At 57.7% G+C, this 16,870-nt stretch carries 13 protein-coding genes; 3 read left to right on the forward strand and 10 right to left on the reverse strand.

Annotated features, from left to right (window positions below; all coding sequences use genetic code 11):
• Window positions 1-652 precede the first annotated feature (652 nt).
• From QFX05_RS03305 to clpB, 10 genes are all read right to left on the reverse strand, one after another.
• Window positions 653-1,834, reverse strand: coding sequence for a bifunctional glycosyltransferase family 2/GtrA family protein (locus QFX05_RS03305; protein WP_279740905.1), 1,182 nt, complete (start codon window positions 1,832-1,834; stop codon window positions 653-655).
• Entirely contained in the window at window positions 1,831-2,901 is a 1,071-nt protein-coding gene (locus tag QFX05_RS03310) for a phosphodiester glycosidase family protein (protein WP_279740906.1), read from the reverse strand. The genes QFX05_RS03305 and QFX05_RS03310 overlap by 4 nt, the downstream gene beginning before the upstream one ends.
• A 331-nt stretch (window positions 2,902-3,232) precedes the next feature.
• Complete coding sequence (locus QFX05_RS03315; protein ID WP_005504588.1) at window positions 3,233-3,442, reverse strand: DUF3073 domain-containing protein; 210 nt, start codon at window positions 3,440-3,442, stop codon at window positions 3,233-3,235.
• A gap of 351 nt (window positions 3,443-3,793) precedes the next feature.
• On the reverse strand, window positions 3,794-5,425 hold the full coding sequence (locus QFX05_RS03320; protein WP_279740911.1) for a carbohydrate-binding domain-containing protein: 1,632 nt from the start codon (window positions 5,423-5,425) through the stop codon (window positions 3,794-3,796).
• Window positions 5,426-5,665: 240 nt separating this feature from the next.
• Window positions 5,666-6,586: a polyphosphate polymerase domain-containing protein gene (locus QFX05_RS03325; RefSeq protein ID WP_279740913.1), complete on the reverse strand. Its 921-nt coding sequence runs from the start codon at window positions 6,584-6,586 to the stop codon at window positions 5,666-5,668.
• Window positions 6,587-6,702: 116 nt separating this feature from the next.
• Window positions 6,703-7,437 (reverse strand): DUF4956 domain-containing protein, encoded by a 735-nt coding sequence (locus QFX05_RS03330; RefSeq protein ID WP_279740914.1) that lies wholly within the window; start codon window positions 7,435-7,437, stop codon window positions 6,703-6,705.
• A gap of 305 nt (window positions 7,438-7,742) precedes the next feature.
• On the reverse strand, window positions 7,743-8,717 hold the full coding sequence (locus QFX05_RS03335; RefSeq protein WP_279740916.1) for an excalibur calcium-binding domain-containing protein: 975 nt from the start codon (window positions 8,715-8,717) through the stop codon (window positions 7,743-7,745).
• A 310-nt stretch (window positions 8,718-9,027) separates the two neighbouring features.
• Entirely contained in the window at window positions 9,028-10,245 is a 1,218-nt protein-coding gene (locus QFX05_RS03340; protein WP_279740918.1) for an excalibur calcium-binding domain-containing protein, read from the reverse strand.
• 177 nt (window positions 10,246-10,422) lie between these two features.
• Window positions 10,423-11,391, reverse strand: a complete 969-nt coding sequence (locus QFX05_RS03345; protein WP_279740919.1) for a Sir2 family NAD-dependent protein deacetylase — start codon at window positions 11,389-11,391, stop codon at window positions 10,423-10,425.
• Window positions 11,392-11,550: 159 nt separating this feature from the next.
• A complete protein-coding gene (clpB, locus tag QFX05_RS03350) occupies window positions 11,551-14,160 on the reverse strand; it encodes an ATP-dependent chaperone ClpB (protein ID WP_279740920.1) in 2,610 nt (869 codons plus the stop codon).
• A 266-nt stretch (window positions 14,161-14,426) separates the two neighbouring features.
• Here clpB and QFX05_RS03355 point away from each other — a divergent pair, with 266 nt between their 5' ends.
• The 3 genes from QFX05_RS03355 (at window position 14,427) to QFX05_RS03365 (ending at window position 16,593) form a co-directional block, all read left to right on the forward strand.
• The gene (locus tag QFX05_RS03355) at window positions 14,427-15,110 is read left to right on the forward strand and encodes an NAD(P)-dependent oxidoreductase (RefSeq protein ID WP_279740922.1); all 684 of its coding nucleotides are present in this window, start codon (window positions 14,427-14,429) and stop codon (window positions 15,108-15,110) included.
• Window positions 15,111-15,128: 18 nt separating this feature from the next.
• Window positions 15,129-15,785 (forward strand): HAD family hydrolase, encoded by a 657-nt coding sequence (locus QFX05_RS03360; RefSeq protein ID WP_279740924.1) that lies wholly within the window; start codon window positions 15,129-15,131, stop codon window positions 15,783-15,785.
• 310 nt (window positions 15,786-16,095) lie between these two features.
• A complete protein-coding gene (locus tag QFX05_RS03365; protein ID WP_279740927.1) occupies window positions 16,096-16,593 on the forward strand; it encodes a Dps family protein in 498 nt (165 codons plus the stop codon).
• Window positions 16,594-16,870 lie beyond the last annotated feature (277 nt).

The raw sequence follows: 16,870 nt of genomic DNA on the forward strand, positions 1-16,870 counted from the left end.
TGGTGTCTGCATTGTAGCTTGTGCGGCTGTTGAGGGTAGCTCACAATATGCATGCACGGGTACGTACCGTGAGATACTCTATCACCCTTTTTGGGTTACTTTATGAATAAAATAACCTTTATGATGCAGGTCACTTTATGTAAAGATAAGTAAAACTTAAATCTTTACTTCAAGCCCAGGAGAATAGCTCAACCAGGCATTTCCTTATTTGCATTTACGTGAAATAAAAATCTTATTATTTACGCCACACTATCGAGCTTTAGCCGCTTCACACATAGGAAAAGATACTAGGATAGCGACATCCCACCACATAAACTACTTCCAAAGAACTCCCGCACACAGGCTGAGAGAAAATATATATCAATGCAGTGATATGCATTTTCTTTTTTCTATTCGCTCCTCACAAGCCAATACACAAAGAATGCAGATATTTTCTAAAAGGTGCATTTATGTTAGTGGATGACCAACCCCCTTGCCGCTTCCAGCGCTCACATACGCAAAGACCCCGTTGAGTTTTCTCATCGGGGTCTTTTCGTGAACAGAACGCTGCCGCTTTTGATGCTGCAGCTTGCATCTCCCACCTATCCTCACGACTGATGGGTGGGAGAAGTTTTGTAGGTAGCCTCTAGTGAACTAGCCGCTAGGGACCTACCTAGGAGGCGGGCATTCCGGCACGAATACCGGCAGCCTCCATGCGAGCCGACTCGTAGCTCACCGCACGCAAACCGGAAGAGGTGGCGATTGATTGAGTCTTTTCTCGCGTATTTTTCTGACGCTGGGTAGGTAGAAAGACCCAGCGGCGCTGAACCGCGAAGCTGATCGGGATTAGAATCAGTTCGGTCAGAATCTTGGTGACCAGCAGGGACGCCCCCAGACCGGTCAAAGCTTCCATCAGAGCCGCGTTGACTGCGAGGATGCCCACCGCCAGCACGGTGTAACGTACCAGCGAAGAGGATGCGGAGGGGCATGCACCTCCGTCATGCATAAGCATTCGGTTGACGGTGAAATTCGTTAGCGCCGAGATGACGCGGGCACCAATCACGGCTGCCAGCAGCGGAGCGCCTATGCCCATCAGGACGAAGAAGGCGATAGCATCCACGAGGAAGCCGGTCAGGAAAGACGAAACCAGGAAGGCAAGCAGCGGCGCGTAAATGAGCGCCGAGTCCTGCAGAGGCCTAAAGTGGCTGGTCGGGTTGCCCGGCTCGTAGACCTTCACAATAGGTACCTGCACCAGCTCCACGTCTGCGCGGGTTGCTCGCAGAAGCATGGAGAACTCGTACTCGTACTTATCGCCGGGGATCTGCAGCAGCCAGTCCAGAATCTGCGGAGTGAAGCCGCGCAGACCGGTCTGGGTATCTGCCACGCGGGCGCCGGTCGCCAGGGCGAAGAAGCCTACGGTTGCGCTGTTGCCAATCTTGGAGCGTAGCGGCACCTTGGTGCCTTCTTCGCCGGCGTTTGGGTCGGGCTTGGTACGCACGCCGAGGATGATGCTCATCTGGCCTGCCGCCGCTGCGGTTTCGGTGCGCACGCCCACACGGAAGATGTCCCGGGGTAGGTGCTGGCCGTCTGCATCGGCGGTGACGATGACCTCGCCGGAACGGTTTGCTTTCACCCAGTCGATGCCGGTGCGCAGTGCCGCACCCTTACCCTTGTTGACCGGGTGGGCCTGCACGGTCACGCCGTCGATACGCAGTTCGGTAAAGATTGGCGCATAGGTGCTGCCGGAGCCATCGTCAATGATGAGAATTTCTGTATCCGGATCCTGTTCACGCAGGGCACGGACAAAGCGGACTAGTGATTGGTCCGGTTTATAGGCGGGTATCAGGATAATCACGATGCGCTCCCTGCTATGTAGAGGATGTCGCTGGTGCCACGTTCCTTGGTGCCACCCTGCGGGCGATTGACCAGCTCATTGTTGAAGACCATGGCGGAGGAGCCACCACCGTCCAGGTTGTAGGCGCTCACGCAGCCGAGGTCCTTGAACATCTGGGCGAACTCGGGCATCGTCACGCCACGCGAGTAGTTGGTGGAGCGGCCATCGACCACAATGAAGACCAGGTGATTGGTGCCGAGCACACCTACACCGGTTCGCGGCTGGTTGCCCTGGATGGAGTGGTTACCAAAGTTGGTGTCCACCTCGACGCTGTCGATGCCGTCGACGATTGCGGAGTCCTTGACCAGCGCGGGGCCGAAGGAGAGAGTGTTCCACACACCCTCGTTGACGAGGGTCTGGGCATTGGTTGCGGTTTCGTCGTAGAGCTTGACGGAGCCGTCGCGGTAGAAGGCGAAGCCTTCACGTGCGCCAGAGTCACGGTAGACAACACCGTTTCGGATCACGATGCCGGTGGTACGGAAGCCATAGTAGTCACCGTTGATTGCCCAGATGCCGTTGTGTTCAGCCGCCATGTTCGAGGGGGTGTCGATGATGTTCTGGCCGAACTTGTTATTGGCGAAGGCGCTTCGCAGCAGAGTCGCGTTGTCGAGCTTTATGTCTGCTACGAAGGAGACGACCACATCCGAGCCGCTACCGGTGGTGTTGGAGGTGATGGTGATAGAGCCTTCGTTAGCGGTGAGGCTCTGACCGTTGACCTTCACGCCAGTCAGTTCGGTGGGGTCTGCGGTGGCGGAGCCGGAGGCGCTTGCGTTTGCCTGGGCTGCAGCCGCCTCGTAGGCGGTGGTGTCTTCGATTTCGGTGTGCTCTGCCAGGTAGCGGTTGTATGCCCACCCCGTACCGCCGCCGACTACTGCGAGTGCACCGAGGCCGCCGCCGATAAAGATTCGACGAGTGAGATTCTTCTTGGCTAGCTTCTGCTCTGCAGCGGTTTGTACTGCGTTAGCTTGTTCTGCCGCGGTCTGGGTGGTCTGGTCAATGTTCTGAGTCATGTTCTGTTCGTTGTTCATGTCTCTAGAATGCCGGCCTATTCTCTGTGCCAGTCATGACTAAGCTGTGCAGGAGCTATGCATGATTATTCATTTCAAACTTTTTTATTACCAACTATGCCTTATTACCAAATAGATTTATGCACATATATGTATAAGCATGTTTATTGGCTCTGCGCTCCACATAGTTAAGACCCCCCCGTCGGCAGCCTGCCTTCGCACACACCCGGGTGCATCCGCACAAACTGCGGGCACGAAAAAACCGGCTGAGCACCCCGTGTGGGGTCTCAAGCCGGTTCATCAACTATGAAATACGCTCGGTCGATATGCACCGAATCATTCCGCGTATTCTTTATGCCTCATCCTCGTAGGACGCGTACTTTTCTGCGTATGCCGAGTAGTCGTCCTCGTCGTCATAGCGACGGCGGGACGAATCGGAGGACTTCGTTTTCTTCGCGCTGCTGAGCTCGCGCTCGAGTGCGCTGTAGTCGGTCTCGGGGCTGAAGTACTTCATCTCCCGAGCCTGCCTTGTTGCTTTAGCCTTCTGACGGCCGCGCCCCATGGCGTGACCCCCTCTTTCATCCTGTCCGAGGCGAACAGCACGTGCAGCGCATCGCTCTCGGATCGTTCAACAGTCTTTACTACACTATAGAGTACCCTGTTTCAGCCCTGAATGTCTCGCTCAGCGGCACCTATTTTGCGTATCAGAGCACTTCTTCGCACCGGAACAACCGTTTTATTTTGCACCCGCGGCTTTTTACCCCAGACGCCACAGAGCCCCGCACCGGGCGTATCGCTACAACCAATGCGGGGCGAGTGCCTATCCTACCGGCTCACTCACAAAACCGGGTTCAGAGAAGGTACCGTGCCGGTCATGACATCCAGCACGGGGCTTGAGGGGCACTCCTGCCGTTTAGCTTGCGGTGAAGGAGCCCAGCAAGGTGGCGTTAGAAGCCAGGGTGGTGCTGGAGACATCCACGCTATCGGTGGTGGTGTACACGGTGTAGCTCTCGCCCTTAGTGATCTTGGAGCTGGAGACCACGATCAGTGCGGTGCTGGAGTTAGTCACCTTGTAGTTCGCCACCACGTTACCGGAGGAGTCGGTCACCTGTACGGTGGTGCCGGCGCTCAGGTTCGATACATTGCTAATCTTCAGGTAGCCGCTGGTGGAGTTGGTCGAGGGCGCCTCGAACATGTCACCGGAGTTAGCCGCGGTCACGGTCGCGCCGTTGAGCAGCAGGTCGCCATTGGTATCCAGGGAGGTGTTACCACCGGTGAAGGGGCCGTAGACAATCACGGTGCCACCGGAGAGGGTTGCCGTACCGTTGGAATCGATGCCGTCGCCCTTCGCGTTCACGGTGACCGTACCGCCGGAGATGTTGATGGTTGCATCAACCACCTCGAAGGTGCCGCCTGCGCCACCGCCAGCCGGGGGCTGACCACCCTGTGCCGCATTACCCTGTCCCGTATTTCCCTGTGCAGCCTGGTTACGCTGGGCGGTCTGCGTGGTGGAGGTCGAAGCCGACTCGGTGCTGGTCGAGGTGGTACTGTACGAGGCATTGATACCGTCATCGGAGCTGGTCACGTTCACGGTGCCGTCCAGGATGTTGATGTACTGCCCCTCAATACCCTCGTTCGCCTGGTTAATGTTCAGGGTCCCACCAGAGATTTCAAGCACGCGCTCAGCCTTGAAACCATCATCATCTGCAGAGATGTTCACGGTACCACCGCTCAGGCGTACCCAGCCACGGTTGCCATCGGTATTATTGGTTGCCTTGATGCCGTCCTGACTTGCGGTTACGGTGACGGTACCGTCCAGGATATCGACGTAATCCTTACCCTTGATGCCGGTGTTTGCCGCGTTCACTTCCAGGGTACCGGAGGCAATGACCAGGCCGTCAGAGGTGTGGATACCCTCTTCATACTTACCTTCAACCTTCAGGGTGCCTTCGCCCGCCAGGGTCAGGTCACTCTTGGAGTAGATAGCTGCGTCGGGGCTACCGCTGGCGGTATCCGCGTAGGAGGAGCCGTCAGAGACGGTGTTGGTGGTACCCGAGGCGGTGTAGATAACGACCTCGTCCGCCTCAACCACATTGATAGCTGCACCAGTGGAATTGGTAATCGTCGCATTCTTCAGGACCAGGCGGACCATGTCGCTGTCGGCTGCCTCAACCTTGATCTGGCCCTCGTAGGTACCGATGAGCTTGTAGTTGCCCGCCTTGGTGATGGTGATGACGCCGTCGCTTACGGTCACGCCGTCGATCGCAGTCGGGTTAGAAAGATTGATAGTAACTTCGCTGGAGGAATCCCAGGTGACGTCCTTTGCAGAGTAGTGAGTGTCCTCGACGAGCTTCTCGCCGCTCTTCACGTCGGTAGAGAAGGAGTCCGCCACCTTCGAGGTGGTGTCCGAAGTGCTCGAAGCGGAGGTAGTGGTTGCGCTCGCTGCACTAGCGGTCGATGCCAAGTTTGCCGAGCAGCCGCTCAACGCCAGGGCTGACAGGAGAGTCAAGGAGGTTGCGCTCTTAATCATATTGCTCTTTTTCATGGGTTTTCCTTTGTGTTTGGGTGACTACTCACGTAGAGCCAACGCCACAGGGGTAAGACGTATGTGAAATGTGAATATGTGTGAGAGCGGTTATTGCCTGTGTGGGGTGATAAAGCCGGTGTTGTATTTGGTTCGGGGTTAGATACGCGGTTTAGAGGATTGGTGGCTGGAGGTGCGGGTAAGGTAGGTGCGCTACCCTACCCGCACCTCCCACATTGCCGTTTTAGCGAGGTTGCCGTTTTATGCGGCTGCGAAACCCTCGGTCAGCAGCTTCTGGTAATCCTCTTCGGTCATGTCATCCACGTTGAGGCGGGTACCGTTGACCGGTTCCAGGTGCATCCAATTCTTGATGGTTTCTTCCCACTTGTTGCTTGCCAGCTGCGGGTTTAGCACCGCCATACCGGTTGCAAACTTGGAAATCTTCGTGGGGGTGATGCCCGCATCCCAAAGATGCTGGTCTGCCACAGAGGGCTCCACACCGGACTTGGTTTCAATGATGACCGCGTTCGGCAGGCCGTAGGTGGTGCCAACCAGGTTACCGTGGTAGTTGCGGTAGTTCACGCCCGCCATGAGGATGTTCTCAGACAGAGGTGTCCAGGTCAGGGCGTTATCTACCGTCATACGGGAGGCGACGGGGTTCTTCTCGCTCTGCGGCAGGAAGACCGTGGTACGGCGGTAGCCGGTGGTCAGAACCGCCTCCAGCTTGTGCACGGGGCCCGCAAGGATATCGCCGAGCGCTGCGGTGATGTACTCGTGGCCTTCGGCGGTGAGCGTATCGCGGTTCTCGAAGGTATACGGGATACGCTTCTTGACGGTCATATCCTGCTCACCGTCTGTCTTGACCTCTAAGAAGGTCAGTTCCGAGTCCAGGTAGCTACGGGTACGAATCTTGAAGGTGTCCGGGCGGCTGTACGCTGCCGAATGGTAGCTCTGCATCTGCGGAGTGTCGAAGTAGACCGATTCGTAGGCGAAGTCGCGCTGGTCATCGATTTCCATGACGGAGGCTCCTGCGTCAAGCGTGGAGAGTACCTTGGCTGCGGTTTCTGCCTCGACAATGTACTTGCGGTCCACACGGGTCTGCATGGCTGCCTGCTCGTTCATGGCTTCGAGGCTGATACTCTTCCACTCGGCGGGGATGATATTTGCGGCTGCGTTAGTCATGGGTCTTCGTCCTTCTGGGGGTGCCGCCTCGGTGCGTTCGAGGTAGCTGGTCGTGATGGGGGTATTAGGGCTGTCGTGCAGTATGAGTGAATCGGAGGCTTTTGTACTGGCTGGTTTTACTTACCTACCGGGGTGCGCTGTAGGGGAATCATCCGAGTGTCCAGCGTGGCGTGCGCCTCAGCGGTGGGTGCTACAGGCTGGCGGGTTGCGGTCATCTGCGGTGCTGCTGGGTGAGCTACTGCCGAGATGGGTGCTACGTGAGCCTGTGCCGCCTCCACCGCTGCATGGGTGCCGCCCTCGGTGGTTTCCTTAGGCTGGTAGGTGACGGTGGCGCGGGTCAGGTTGTTCACCATGTCCAGCTCGGTGATTTTCAGCGAGGTGACGGTGTAACCCAGGCGAGCGCTCAGGTATGCTTTGAGCTCTTCCTCGTCGCTAATCGCACGATCGGCGGTGACAGTCTGAGTCTGGTCGGTAGAGATCGGGGTGCTACGCGAGTCGAGAATCGCAATCAGGGCGACCAGGGTAGCCATGAGACCGAAGGCGATGTACGCCGGGCTGATGTTCACACCGGCGATCATGCCGACCGAGAGGGCTACGAAGTAGTAACCCACCTCGCGCTGGCTCAGGGCGGTGGAACGCAATCGGATAATCGACAAGACACCGAAGAGACCCATGCCCATAGCGGATGCATTCGAGCCGGCAGATACCAGCGCCACCGAGACGGTGAAGATGCCGGCGTTGATGACCGCGTAAGAAATCATTAGTTCGCGGTTGCGGTGCCGCGCCATGTAGAGGGTGCAGAGGGCTGCGATGGCTATGGCATCGGCAATCGCCATGGTCAAAATAGTCATTGGACGCTCCAGACGTCGTGTCGTGATGTTTGCGGCGCTTTTTGCTGTCTGTTCTTCAGCTCCAAGCTGTGCGTTCTTTGTAATCTCTAGACTCCCGGTTGAAGCTATGTTTTTGCTGTGTTTGCATTAACTTAGAGTTAAGTGTTACAACTCTCAGAAAATACCCCCGGTCTGAGCCCCCCAATACATGTGATGAAAACGTGACCTGTTTTTGTTTGTACTCAGCGAAAAGGGTATAAAAATGGGCTCCCTCCGATACGGAGGGAGCCCATAAAAGCAGCTAAAAACTTAGCAACTAGGCGTTATTATGCCTTCTTACGCATGCGGGTTGCCACGATAGTCGCGCCACCAGCACCCAGAGCAATCAGACCCAGACCAGCAGCGGTCATCGCATCGGATGCACCGGTCTTAGCCAGGGAAGAAGAGCCCTTGGAGGATGCGTTGGAGGAACCAGAACCCAGGTCGTCATTGGAGTTGGAGCTCATGCCAACGTGATCAGAGGTGGAGTTCTCGTAGTTCGGCTGCTCTTCGCAACCTTCGTCGTCGCCATCAGCATCGAACTTCTCGCGGAAGTCCGGATCACCCTTGAAAATAGAGGTACCACGATCTGCCCATACGTCAGCACAGTTCTGGTACTTGTAGGTCTTCTCGTCCTTTGCGGAGGGCTGAGTAGCCTCGTCAGACTTCTGCTCTTCGGCAGGCTTAGTTGCCTCAGAAGATGCAGACTCGGATGCCTCAGCGCTGGGCTCGGTGGTCGGCTCAGCAGTGGGAGCCGGGGTCGGGTTCTCGGAAGGAGCCGGGGTGGACTCTTCGCTAGGTGCGGGAGCGGGCTGCTCTGCAACCTTAATGGTCACGGTAGCTGCCTTACCGCCGCGGGGAACGTCGCCGTCCTTTAGGGAGCCGGACAGCAGGTAAATGTCAACGGAAACACTGCCGTGCAGTTCTGCTTGCCAGGGAATGGTAACGGAGAAGTTACCGTTCTCGTCAGCGTGGATTTCCAGGTAGTCCTGGCCGTTAATCTTAACGGCGCCCTTGTTCAGCTTTAGTGCCAGAACGGAACCGGAGGTGCCATCAGCGGTCTTGAAGCCTTCGCCGCCAATGTTCAGACCTTCGCCCTCAACCCATACGTCGGGGGCAATGAACTGTGCAGAGTCTGCGTAGGTGTGGACGACCTGAGGCTTGCCTTCAACAGCGAAGGTTGCGGGGACGGAAGTAGCAACGAGGCCACAGCCGATGAGTGCGGTGGCGCCGATGCGTGCGATGTTGTTTCGAATGCTCATGCCCCCATTCTAACGAGCGAAGCTTAGGATACCGGCCTCCAAGAAGCCAATTTGTTATGACCTAACTCACAAAATATATTTTTTTGAAGGTTTCTTGAAGGCATGGTTGAACTATATAAGCCTTTTACACCGTCGTACACCCCTAAAGTCTCAATCTAACATTGAGGAGAATAACAAGTACATACCCCGCCCCATCAGCACAACCCAATAGCAAAAACCACCCCGTTAAACGCGAAAATCCCTTCCATCCAAACACTCGAGCATTCGGGGGGAAGGGACCCTCACTCACCACCGGGCAGCGGTAATAGTTTTAGGAGTTCTTGCGGTTACGGACAGCAGACACGCCAGCAACACCCAGACCCAGAGCTACCAGGCCCATACCAGCAATGGTAAAAGCATTGGAAGCACCGGTATTAGCAAGGGAAGAGCGCTGAGCGCGGCTAGAAGTGTAGTTAGTCGAAGCGGAGGAAGAACCCAAGTTGTCCAGACCGCCAGAGTTGCGGGAAGAAGAACCCGAAGAAATATTGGAGGAGGAACCGCCGTCAGTGACCTCACTGTTAATAACCTCGCAGCCCAGACCGTTGTTATCAGTATCGAACTGCTTGCGGAAGTCCGGGTGGCTCGAAGAGATAGGAGCCAGACCAGCAGCCGCCACCTCAGAGCAGTTCGCGAAGCGAGTGCTCTCAGCCGAACCGGTCACCTGTTCAGTAGCGGAAGTGGAATCACCCGACTGATCCTTCGCATCATTCGCAACGGATGCGTTCTTATCAGCAGCAGCCGAGGCAGAAGCCGACTCAGTAGCCGAAGCAGAAGCAGATGCCGAAGCGGAGGGGGTAGCCACCACAGAAGCGGAAGCCGATGCGGTAGCCGAGGGGCTCGCTGAAGCAGTCGCAGAAGCCTTCCCATCCACGCGGTCCTTGATCTCTGCATCCACGGAGGCAATGACCTCATCAGCACCAGAAGCCGAGGCGGTAGCAGATGCGGAAGGCGCCACAGAAGCGGAGGGGGTAGCCACCACGGAAGCGGTTGCCGAAGCAGAAGCGCTCGCAGACGCGGTAGCGGAGGGGGTTGCTTCCTGAACGGAACGAGCCTCAATCTTCACGGTGGCTGCCTTGCCGCCGCGAGCGGTGTCGTTATCCTTCAAGGATCCGGAGAGCAGGTAGACGTCCACGGAGATACGCTCATCCAGGTCGTCCTGCCAGGGAATGGAGACGGAGAAGTTGCCCTTCTCATCAGCCTGAACTTCCAGGTAGTCCTTGCCGTCAATCTTGACGGTACCCTTGTTCAGCTTGATAGCGATGGTGGAGCCGGAGGTACCGTCCTGGGTCAGGAAGCCTTCGCCGGTAATCTTCAGGGCTTCGCCCTTGTACCAGACCTCAGAAATATGGGAGGCCGCCTTGTCGGCGTAGACGTAGGTGACGGACTCTTCACCGTTCTGAGCGAAAGTTGCGGGGATTGCGGTGACTACCAGACCGCAACCGATCAGGGCGGTGGCACCGAAGCGAGTGATAGTGTGTCGAATGTCCATCCCATCATTTTATCCCCGCGTGGTGGGTTTAGCCGCCTGTCTAGAGGCTATGTGCAATTACTTGCAACACAAAATAGCATTTTCGTGCACTTAACCTTGGGTCGTTGCACGTGCAGTAATATTCGCTGGAGAAACAGCATTCACTATAGAAACAGCGCTGCCTAAACCTCGGCAACCTTAAACATCAACGGCGTCGAGCATGAGTTCCAGCGCCTCGCCCACGCCGGTACGCCACAGGTAGGTAGCCTTCGCATCTGCACGACCGGGGCCGCCGTTAACGACAGCGACCGGCTTGCCGGCGCTCAGAGCCTCCAGCACAATCTTGTAGCTGCTCATGACCGCAACCGAGGAGCCCACCACCAGCAACGCCGAACATTCAGCGAGCATGGCATCCTTGCGTACCTTACGTTCGGCGGGCACAGACTCACCAAAGTACACCACATCCGGCTTGAGGCGGGTCGAACTGCAGCCGAGGCAGGGCACCATCTGAAAATCGCGGATATAGAGGTCGTCCAGCTCCACATCACCGTCAGGGTTCACGCGTAGCTCTTCATCTTCAAGGTGCGCTAGGTAGCCGGGGTTCGCCGCGTCCAGACGTGTATCCAGGCTTTCGCGACTCTCGTCCTGCCCGCAGTCCAGGCACACAATACGGGAGAGGTCGCCGTGCAATGCCAGTAGGCGAGGGCTTCCAGCACGGGCGTGCAGCCCATCCACGTTCTGCGTAATCACACCGCTCACGGCACCCAGCTGTTCCAGCTCGGCGAGCGCATAGTGGGCGCGGTTCGGTTCGGCGCGGCGCATACGGCGCCAGCCCACGTAGGAGCGCGCCCAGTAGCGTTGGCGGGCGGCGTCATCGTAGCGGAATTCCTGGTAGGTCATGGGGCGGTGGTCATGCAGGGAGCCGCCGGGTCCGCGGTAGTCGGGGATACCGGATTCGGTGCTCACTCCCGCGCCGGTGAGCACGAGAACCTTGCCCGCCTTGAGTAGCTCGGCAATACCCGCGGATACGTATTCTTCGTCGTGCGGGGTGGCGTTCTCAGAGACAACGCGCTGAATCGAGCGGATTGCGGCACGGTGCACGGAGGCAATTTCTTCGCGTTGCTCACCGGCGGCGGCGAAGTTCTGGTGGTCAGTCCAGCGGTCCATTCTTCTCCTCAATGCTCTGTGTATTAGTGCGGTTCAGCGCGGTTCTAGTGCGTTAAACGGCTGTGGGGCACCCCCTTTGAGGGTACCCCACAGCCTATTTTTTATGGTTTCGAATGTGCAAAACTCAGCCACAGGCTAAGTCCACCCAGCCGGTTGAGCTTAGTTCTCAGCCTTCTGCTCACGCTCGGAGGTCACTGACAGGCCGTCGCTGGCAACGTCCGGGTTCACGTCCACGGTCACGGTGTCGCCGTCGTGGATAGCACCGGAGAGGATGCCGCGAGCCAGGCGGTCGCCAATCTCGCGCTGTACCAGGCGGCGCAGCGGGCGGGCACCGAATGCCGGGTCGTAGCCGGTCTTACCCAGCCACTCCAGGGCGGCGGGGGTGACGTTCAGGCTCAGGCGGCGGTCCTCCAGACGCTTAGCCATGCTCTTGATCTGCAGGCCTACGATCTGACCCAGGTTCTCAGCCGACAGCGGCTGGAACATGATGATGTCGTCCAGTCGGTTGAGGAACTCGGGGCGGAATGCTTGGTGCACAACCTCCAGCGCCTTCTCGGAGCGCTCTTCGAAGGGCAGGTCTTGGTTGACCAGGTACTGCGAACCGAGGTTCGAGGTCAGAATCAGGATGACGTTGCGGAAGTCCACGGTGCGGCCCTGGCCATCGGTCAGGCGGCCGTCATCGAGCACCTGCAGCAGGATGTCGAAGACCTCGGGATGTGCCTTTTCAACCTCGTCGAGCAGGACCACCGAGTAGGGGCGACGGCGTACAGCCTCGGTCAGCTGACCGCCCTCTTCGTGGCCAACGTATCCGGGAGGGGCGCCGACCAAGCGAGAAACAGTGTGCTTCTCAGAGTATTCACTCATGTCGATGCGTACCAGGGCACGCTCGTCATCGAACTGAAACTCAGCCAGTGCCTTAGCCAGCTCAGTCTTACCGACACCGGTCGGGCCAAGGAACAGGAAGGAACCAATCGGGCGATCCGGGTCGGAGATGCCAGCACGGGCGCGGCGGACAGCGTCAGAGACAGCTACCACTGCGTCTTCCTGACCAATCAGGCGGGCACCGATGCGCTTCTCCATTTCGAGCAGCTTCTCAGATTCGCCCTGCATCATGCGACCTGCAGGAATACCGGTCCAGGAGGAGATAACCTCAGCGATATCGTCTGCGGTGACCTCTTCGGAGACCATGGATTCGTTCTTAGCGCGGTCCTCGGCACGCTGTGCTTCCTCCAGTTCGGCTTGCTTTGCGGGAATCTCGCCGTAGAGCAGGCGGGATGCCTCAGCAAGGTTACCTTCACGCTGTGCCACCTCGGCGCGGGAGCGCAGCTCGTCAATCTCAGTCTTGAGGTCACCCACGCGGTTCAGGTTCGCCTTCTCGGCTTCCCAACGGGCGTTGAGGGAGTCAAGCTGTTCTTTCTTGTCTGCCATGTCCTTGCGCAACGCTTCCAGACGCTCCACGGATGCGGGATCGGTTTCGCCGGCAAGCGCGAGTTCCTCCATGGTGAGGCGGTCCACGGCGCGGCGCAACTGGTCGATTTCCTCCGGTGCGGAGTCAATTTCCATGCGCAGGCGGGATGCGGCCTCATCGATCAGATCAATTGCCTTGTCCGGCAGCTGACGGGAGGGAATGTAACGGTTGGACAGGGTTGCTGCTGCAACCAGTGCAGAGTCAGCAATCTGCACCTTGTGGTGTGCCTCGTAGCGTTCCTTCAGGCCACGCAGAATACCGATGGTGTCATCTACGCTGGGCTCGCCCACGTACACCTGCTGGAAGCGGCGCTCCAGGGCGGGGTCCTTCTCGATGTTCTCGCGGTACTCATCCAGGGTGGTGGCACCAATCAGGCGCAACTCGCCTCGGGCAAGCATGGGCTTGAGCATGTTGCCTGCATCCATGGAACCTTCGGATGCGCCAGCACCGACGACGGTGTGAATCTCGTCGATGAAGGTCACAATCTGACCCTCGGACTTCTTGATTTCTTCGAGGACTGCCTTCAGGCGCTCCTCGAATTCGCCGCGGTACTTTGCGCCTGCGACCATGGAGCCCAGGTCCAGGCTGATGAGGGTCTTGCCGCGCAGGGATTCGGGCACGTCGCCGGAAACCATGCGCTGTGCCAGGCCTTCCACGACGGCGGTCTTACCGACGCCGGGCTCACCAATCAGAACGGGGTTGTTCTTGGTGCGGCGGGAGAGCACCTGCACGACGCGGCGAATCTCAGAGTCACGACCGATGACCGGGTCGAGCTTGCCCGCGCGGGCAATGGCGGTCAGATCGGTGCCGTACTTTTCGAGCGCCTGGAAGGTGCCCTCGGGGTCGGGGGTGTCCACGGTGCGGTCTCCTCGGACGTTGGGGATGGTCCGCGCGATGAGCTCTGCGGTAGCGCCGAGCTTGTGCATTGCGGTTGCAGTGCTATCGGTTCCGCTGGCAATGCCGAGCAGGATCATTTCGGTAGAAACGTAGGTATCTCCGAAGCCCTGGGCGCGGGTCTGTGCCGCCTGCAGAGCAGAGAGCGCGGCACGGCTGAGGGAAGCGTTCTGCACGGAGGCACCGGATGCCTTCGGCAGCTTCTTGATTTCAGCGGATGCTGCCTCAGAGATAGCGTCCACATCCAGACCTGCAGCCTTGAGGACTGCTACGGCGACGCCTTCACGCTGGTCCATGAGGGCCTTGAGGATGTGCGCGGTTTCAATAGTGGGGTTGCCGGCGGTTTGAGCGTTAGTATTTGCCGCCGAGATGACTTCTTGACTCTTGGTGGTGAACTTGTTGTCCATGATGTTCCTTTCGTATTTCGGGGGCTTATCCTATGTGCCCCTGCATTACATAACTTGAGTCTACTACACTCAATTATTCTGCGCAATAGGTTAACCGGGGTTTTGGAGATTAAAATTTCGGCAATAACCATGGGCGCTTCGCACGAATAAAGCGGCGAAAACACAGGCTCCAGCCATAAACTCCTTCCAAAAGCCCTATTGTTATAGTGACCACATTGGGTACTTGCAAGTTCCCACAATAATCACAGACAGAAATGGGGACCCACATGAAAATACTGGTTCTAGGCGCAACCGGCCGCACCGGCTATCTCTTTACCCGCAAAGCTCTGAAGGACGGGCACACCGTCACCGCCTACGTACGCAACCCCAACAAGGCCCTAGCGCTTTTGGGGGCGCACCACAATCTCACTATCGTTCCGGGAGCCCTGGACGACGCCGAGCAGCTCGCCGTAGCATCCTCCGGGCAGGACGTGATGGTTAGCATCTTGGGCCAGAAAGCCACGGTGCGAGAATTTCTCTCCTCCACGTTCATGCAGGATCGTCTGCCTCTCATCATGGAGGCGGTGGCGGGCGCAGGCGTGAAGCACTGTGTTCTGATGAGCGCATACGGCGTGGGCGATACGGTACGGACCGCATCACTCCCCATGCGCCTAGTATGCAAGGTCATCATGCGCGGCATTTTCACCGACCGAGTTAAGGCGGATGCCCTGGTCGCCGAATATCAGCCGTATATTTCACATGCGCATCCGGGCAGGCTGACCAATAAACCCGGCAGGGGTGGGGTGAAGGTATATGACATGGCGAGTGTCGAGCGAACTGCAGGCATCCCAACGATTGCCCGTGAGGACGTCGCTGATGCACTGCTCACTATCGCCAAGAACCCCCAGAACGCAGGTACGGATTTTTTGGTGACACTTGGGGACGTTGCCCTACGCTCACCCCAGAAATAAACCGGTAGGCTTAATGGCATGACGACTACGAACATCTTTCCCGCCGCCATTCTCTTCGACCACGACGGAACCCTCGTCGATACCGAACCCGTATGGGCTGCCGCAAAGGTTGCTCTCGCTGCAGAATTTGGCGGCGCCTGGACTGCGCAGGACACCCTCGACTGCCTGGGCCTATCCATGCAGTTCACCCTGGACCGCCTACGTAAGCGCGGTGTAAACCTACCGGATGAAGAAATCAACGAGCGACTCGTCACCAAGGTGCACGATGCCCTGGCACACCAGCCGGTCGAGTTCCTGCCCGGTCTTGAGCGTTTCCTCTGGGAGGTTCGCGAGGCGCAGATTCCGGCGGCAGTCGTCACGAATGCAGCCACCTCCGTGGCTCGCCGCACCGCAAATGCGGCACCTGAGGGTACGTTCTCAGCGGTTATTGGTAATGATGAAACCACACACCCCAAGCCGGACCCGCAACCTTATCTTTTGGCGGCCGAGCGCCTGGGTGTTAATCCGACACAGTGCGTGGCTCTTGAGGATTCGCCTTCGGGTGTGCGCAGTGCGGCCGCGGCGGGTATGCGTGTCATTGTTGTGCCGGGTGAACTGGAGGTTCCAGCAGAGCTGGGCACCGTGCACCTCAAACATGAGGAACTGACCCTAGAGGCGGTGCGCGCGCTGGCGTAGCCGCTTGGTTCGCAGATTGGAAGCTCTGCAGAAAACTGAATAGGCTTCACCATAAAGGATGGGATGCGCGATACGAGATACTGTGCATCCTACCCTTTGCGCATGCCTGGGTGGTAAGCCGTGGGGATTTGAGCAGGGGCTTTTGAGCGAGGGCTTGAGGTCGGCGCAACACACAGATGACGATTTATTACGAATTAATCAAAATAACCTTGACAGTAGTTCCTTAAAATGATTTACTCAATAATAATGATTCGGCGGGGTACAAACCCCACCGAAGCACAAGCATCACAGCATCATGAAGGAGACCATCATGGCATTCGCAAACTACACCGCACCCGGCCTGACCATTGAAGAAGGCAAGGGCATTTCCGAGGTTCTCCAGGCACGTCTGCACGACCTGAACGACCTGCACCTGCTGCTGAAGCACGCTCACTGGAACGTGACCGGCCCCGGCTTCATCGCCGTTCACGAAATGATTGACCCCCAGGTCGATACTGTCCGCGATTTTGTCGACGCCATCGCAGAGCGTATGGCAACCCTGGGCGCAACCCCCAACGGCCTGGCTGGCGCACTGGTCGCACAGCGTACCGTTGAAGACTACGCAGTTGGCCGCGCACCCGTCGCCGCTCACCTGCGCGCCCTGAACGACGTCTACACCCGCGTGATTGAAGCTCACCGCAAGGCGATTGCATTCGCAGGCGAGTCCGACCCCGTCACCGAGGATCTGCTGATTGGCCAGACCGCTGAGCTGGAGAAGTTCCAGTGGTTCATCCGCGCATTCCTGGAAAACAGCGAAGGCAGCATCTAAGCTACAACCATCTAAGTCGTAGCGTCTAAACCACAGCCTACTTATGGCGGCAAGGTATATAGGCGCCAGCTTTTAGAGTCACAAAACCGGGCGGGTGCACTCTCCTTATGGAGGGTGCACCCGCCCGGTTTTTCACATGAAATATACACCGAGTTCACTCATCGTTCCTCGTCCACGTAGTACAGCAAAGTACGTTGAGGCGAACATGTTTATCGGGTTAGGCCGTCCTAGATTTTCCGTTCAGAGTGCTCTAGAGTGGTTCACTGTTCATGACAGA

It is taken from the genome of Rothia similimucilaginosa (assembly GCF_029850875.1).
GTDB lineage: Bacteria > Actinomycetota > Actinomycetes > Actinomycetales > Micrococcaceae > Rothia.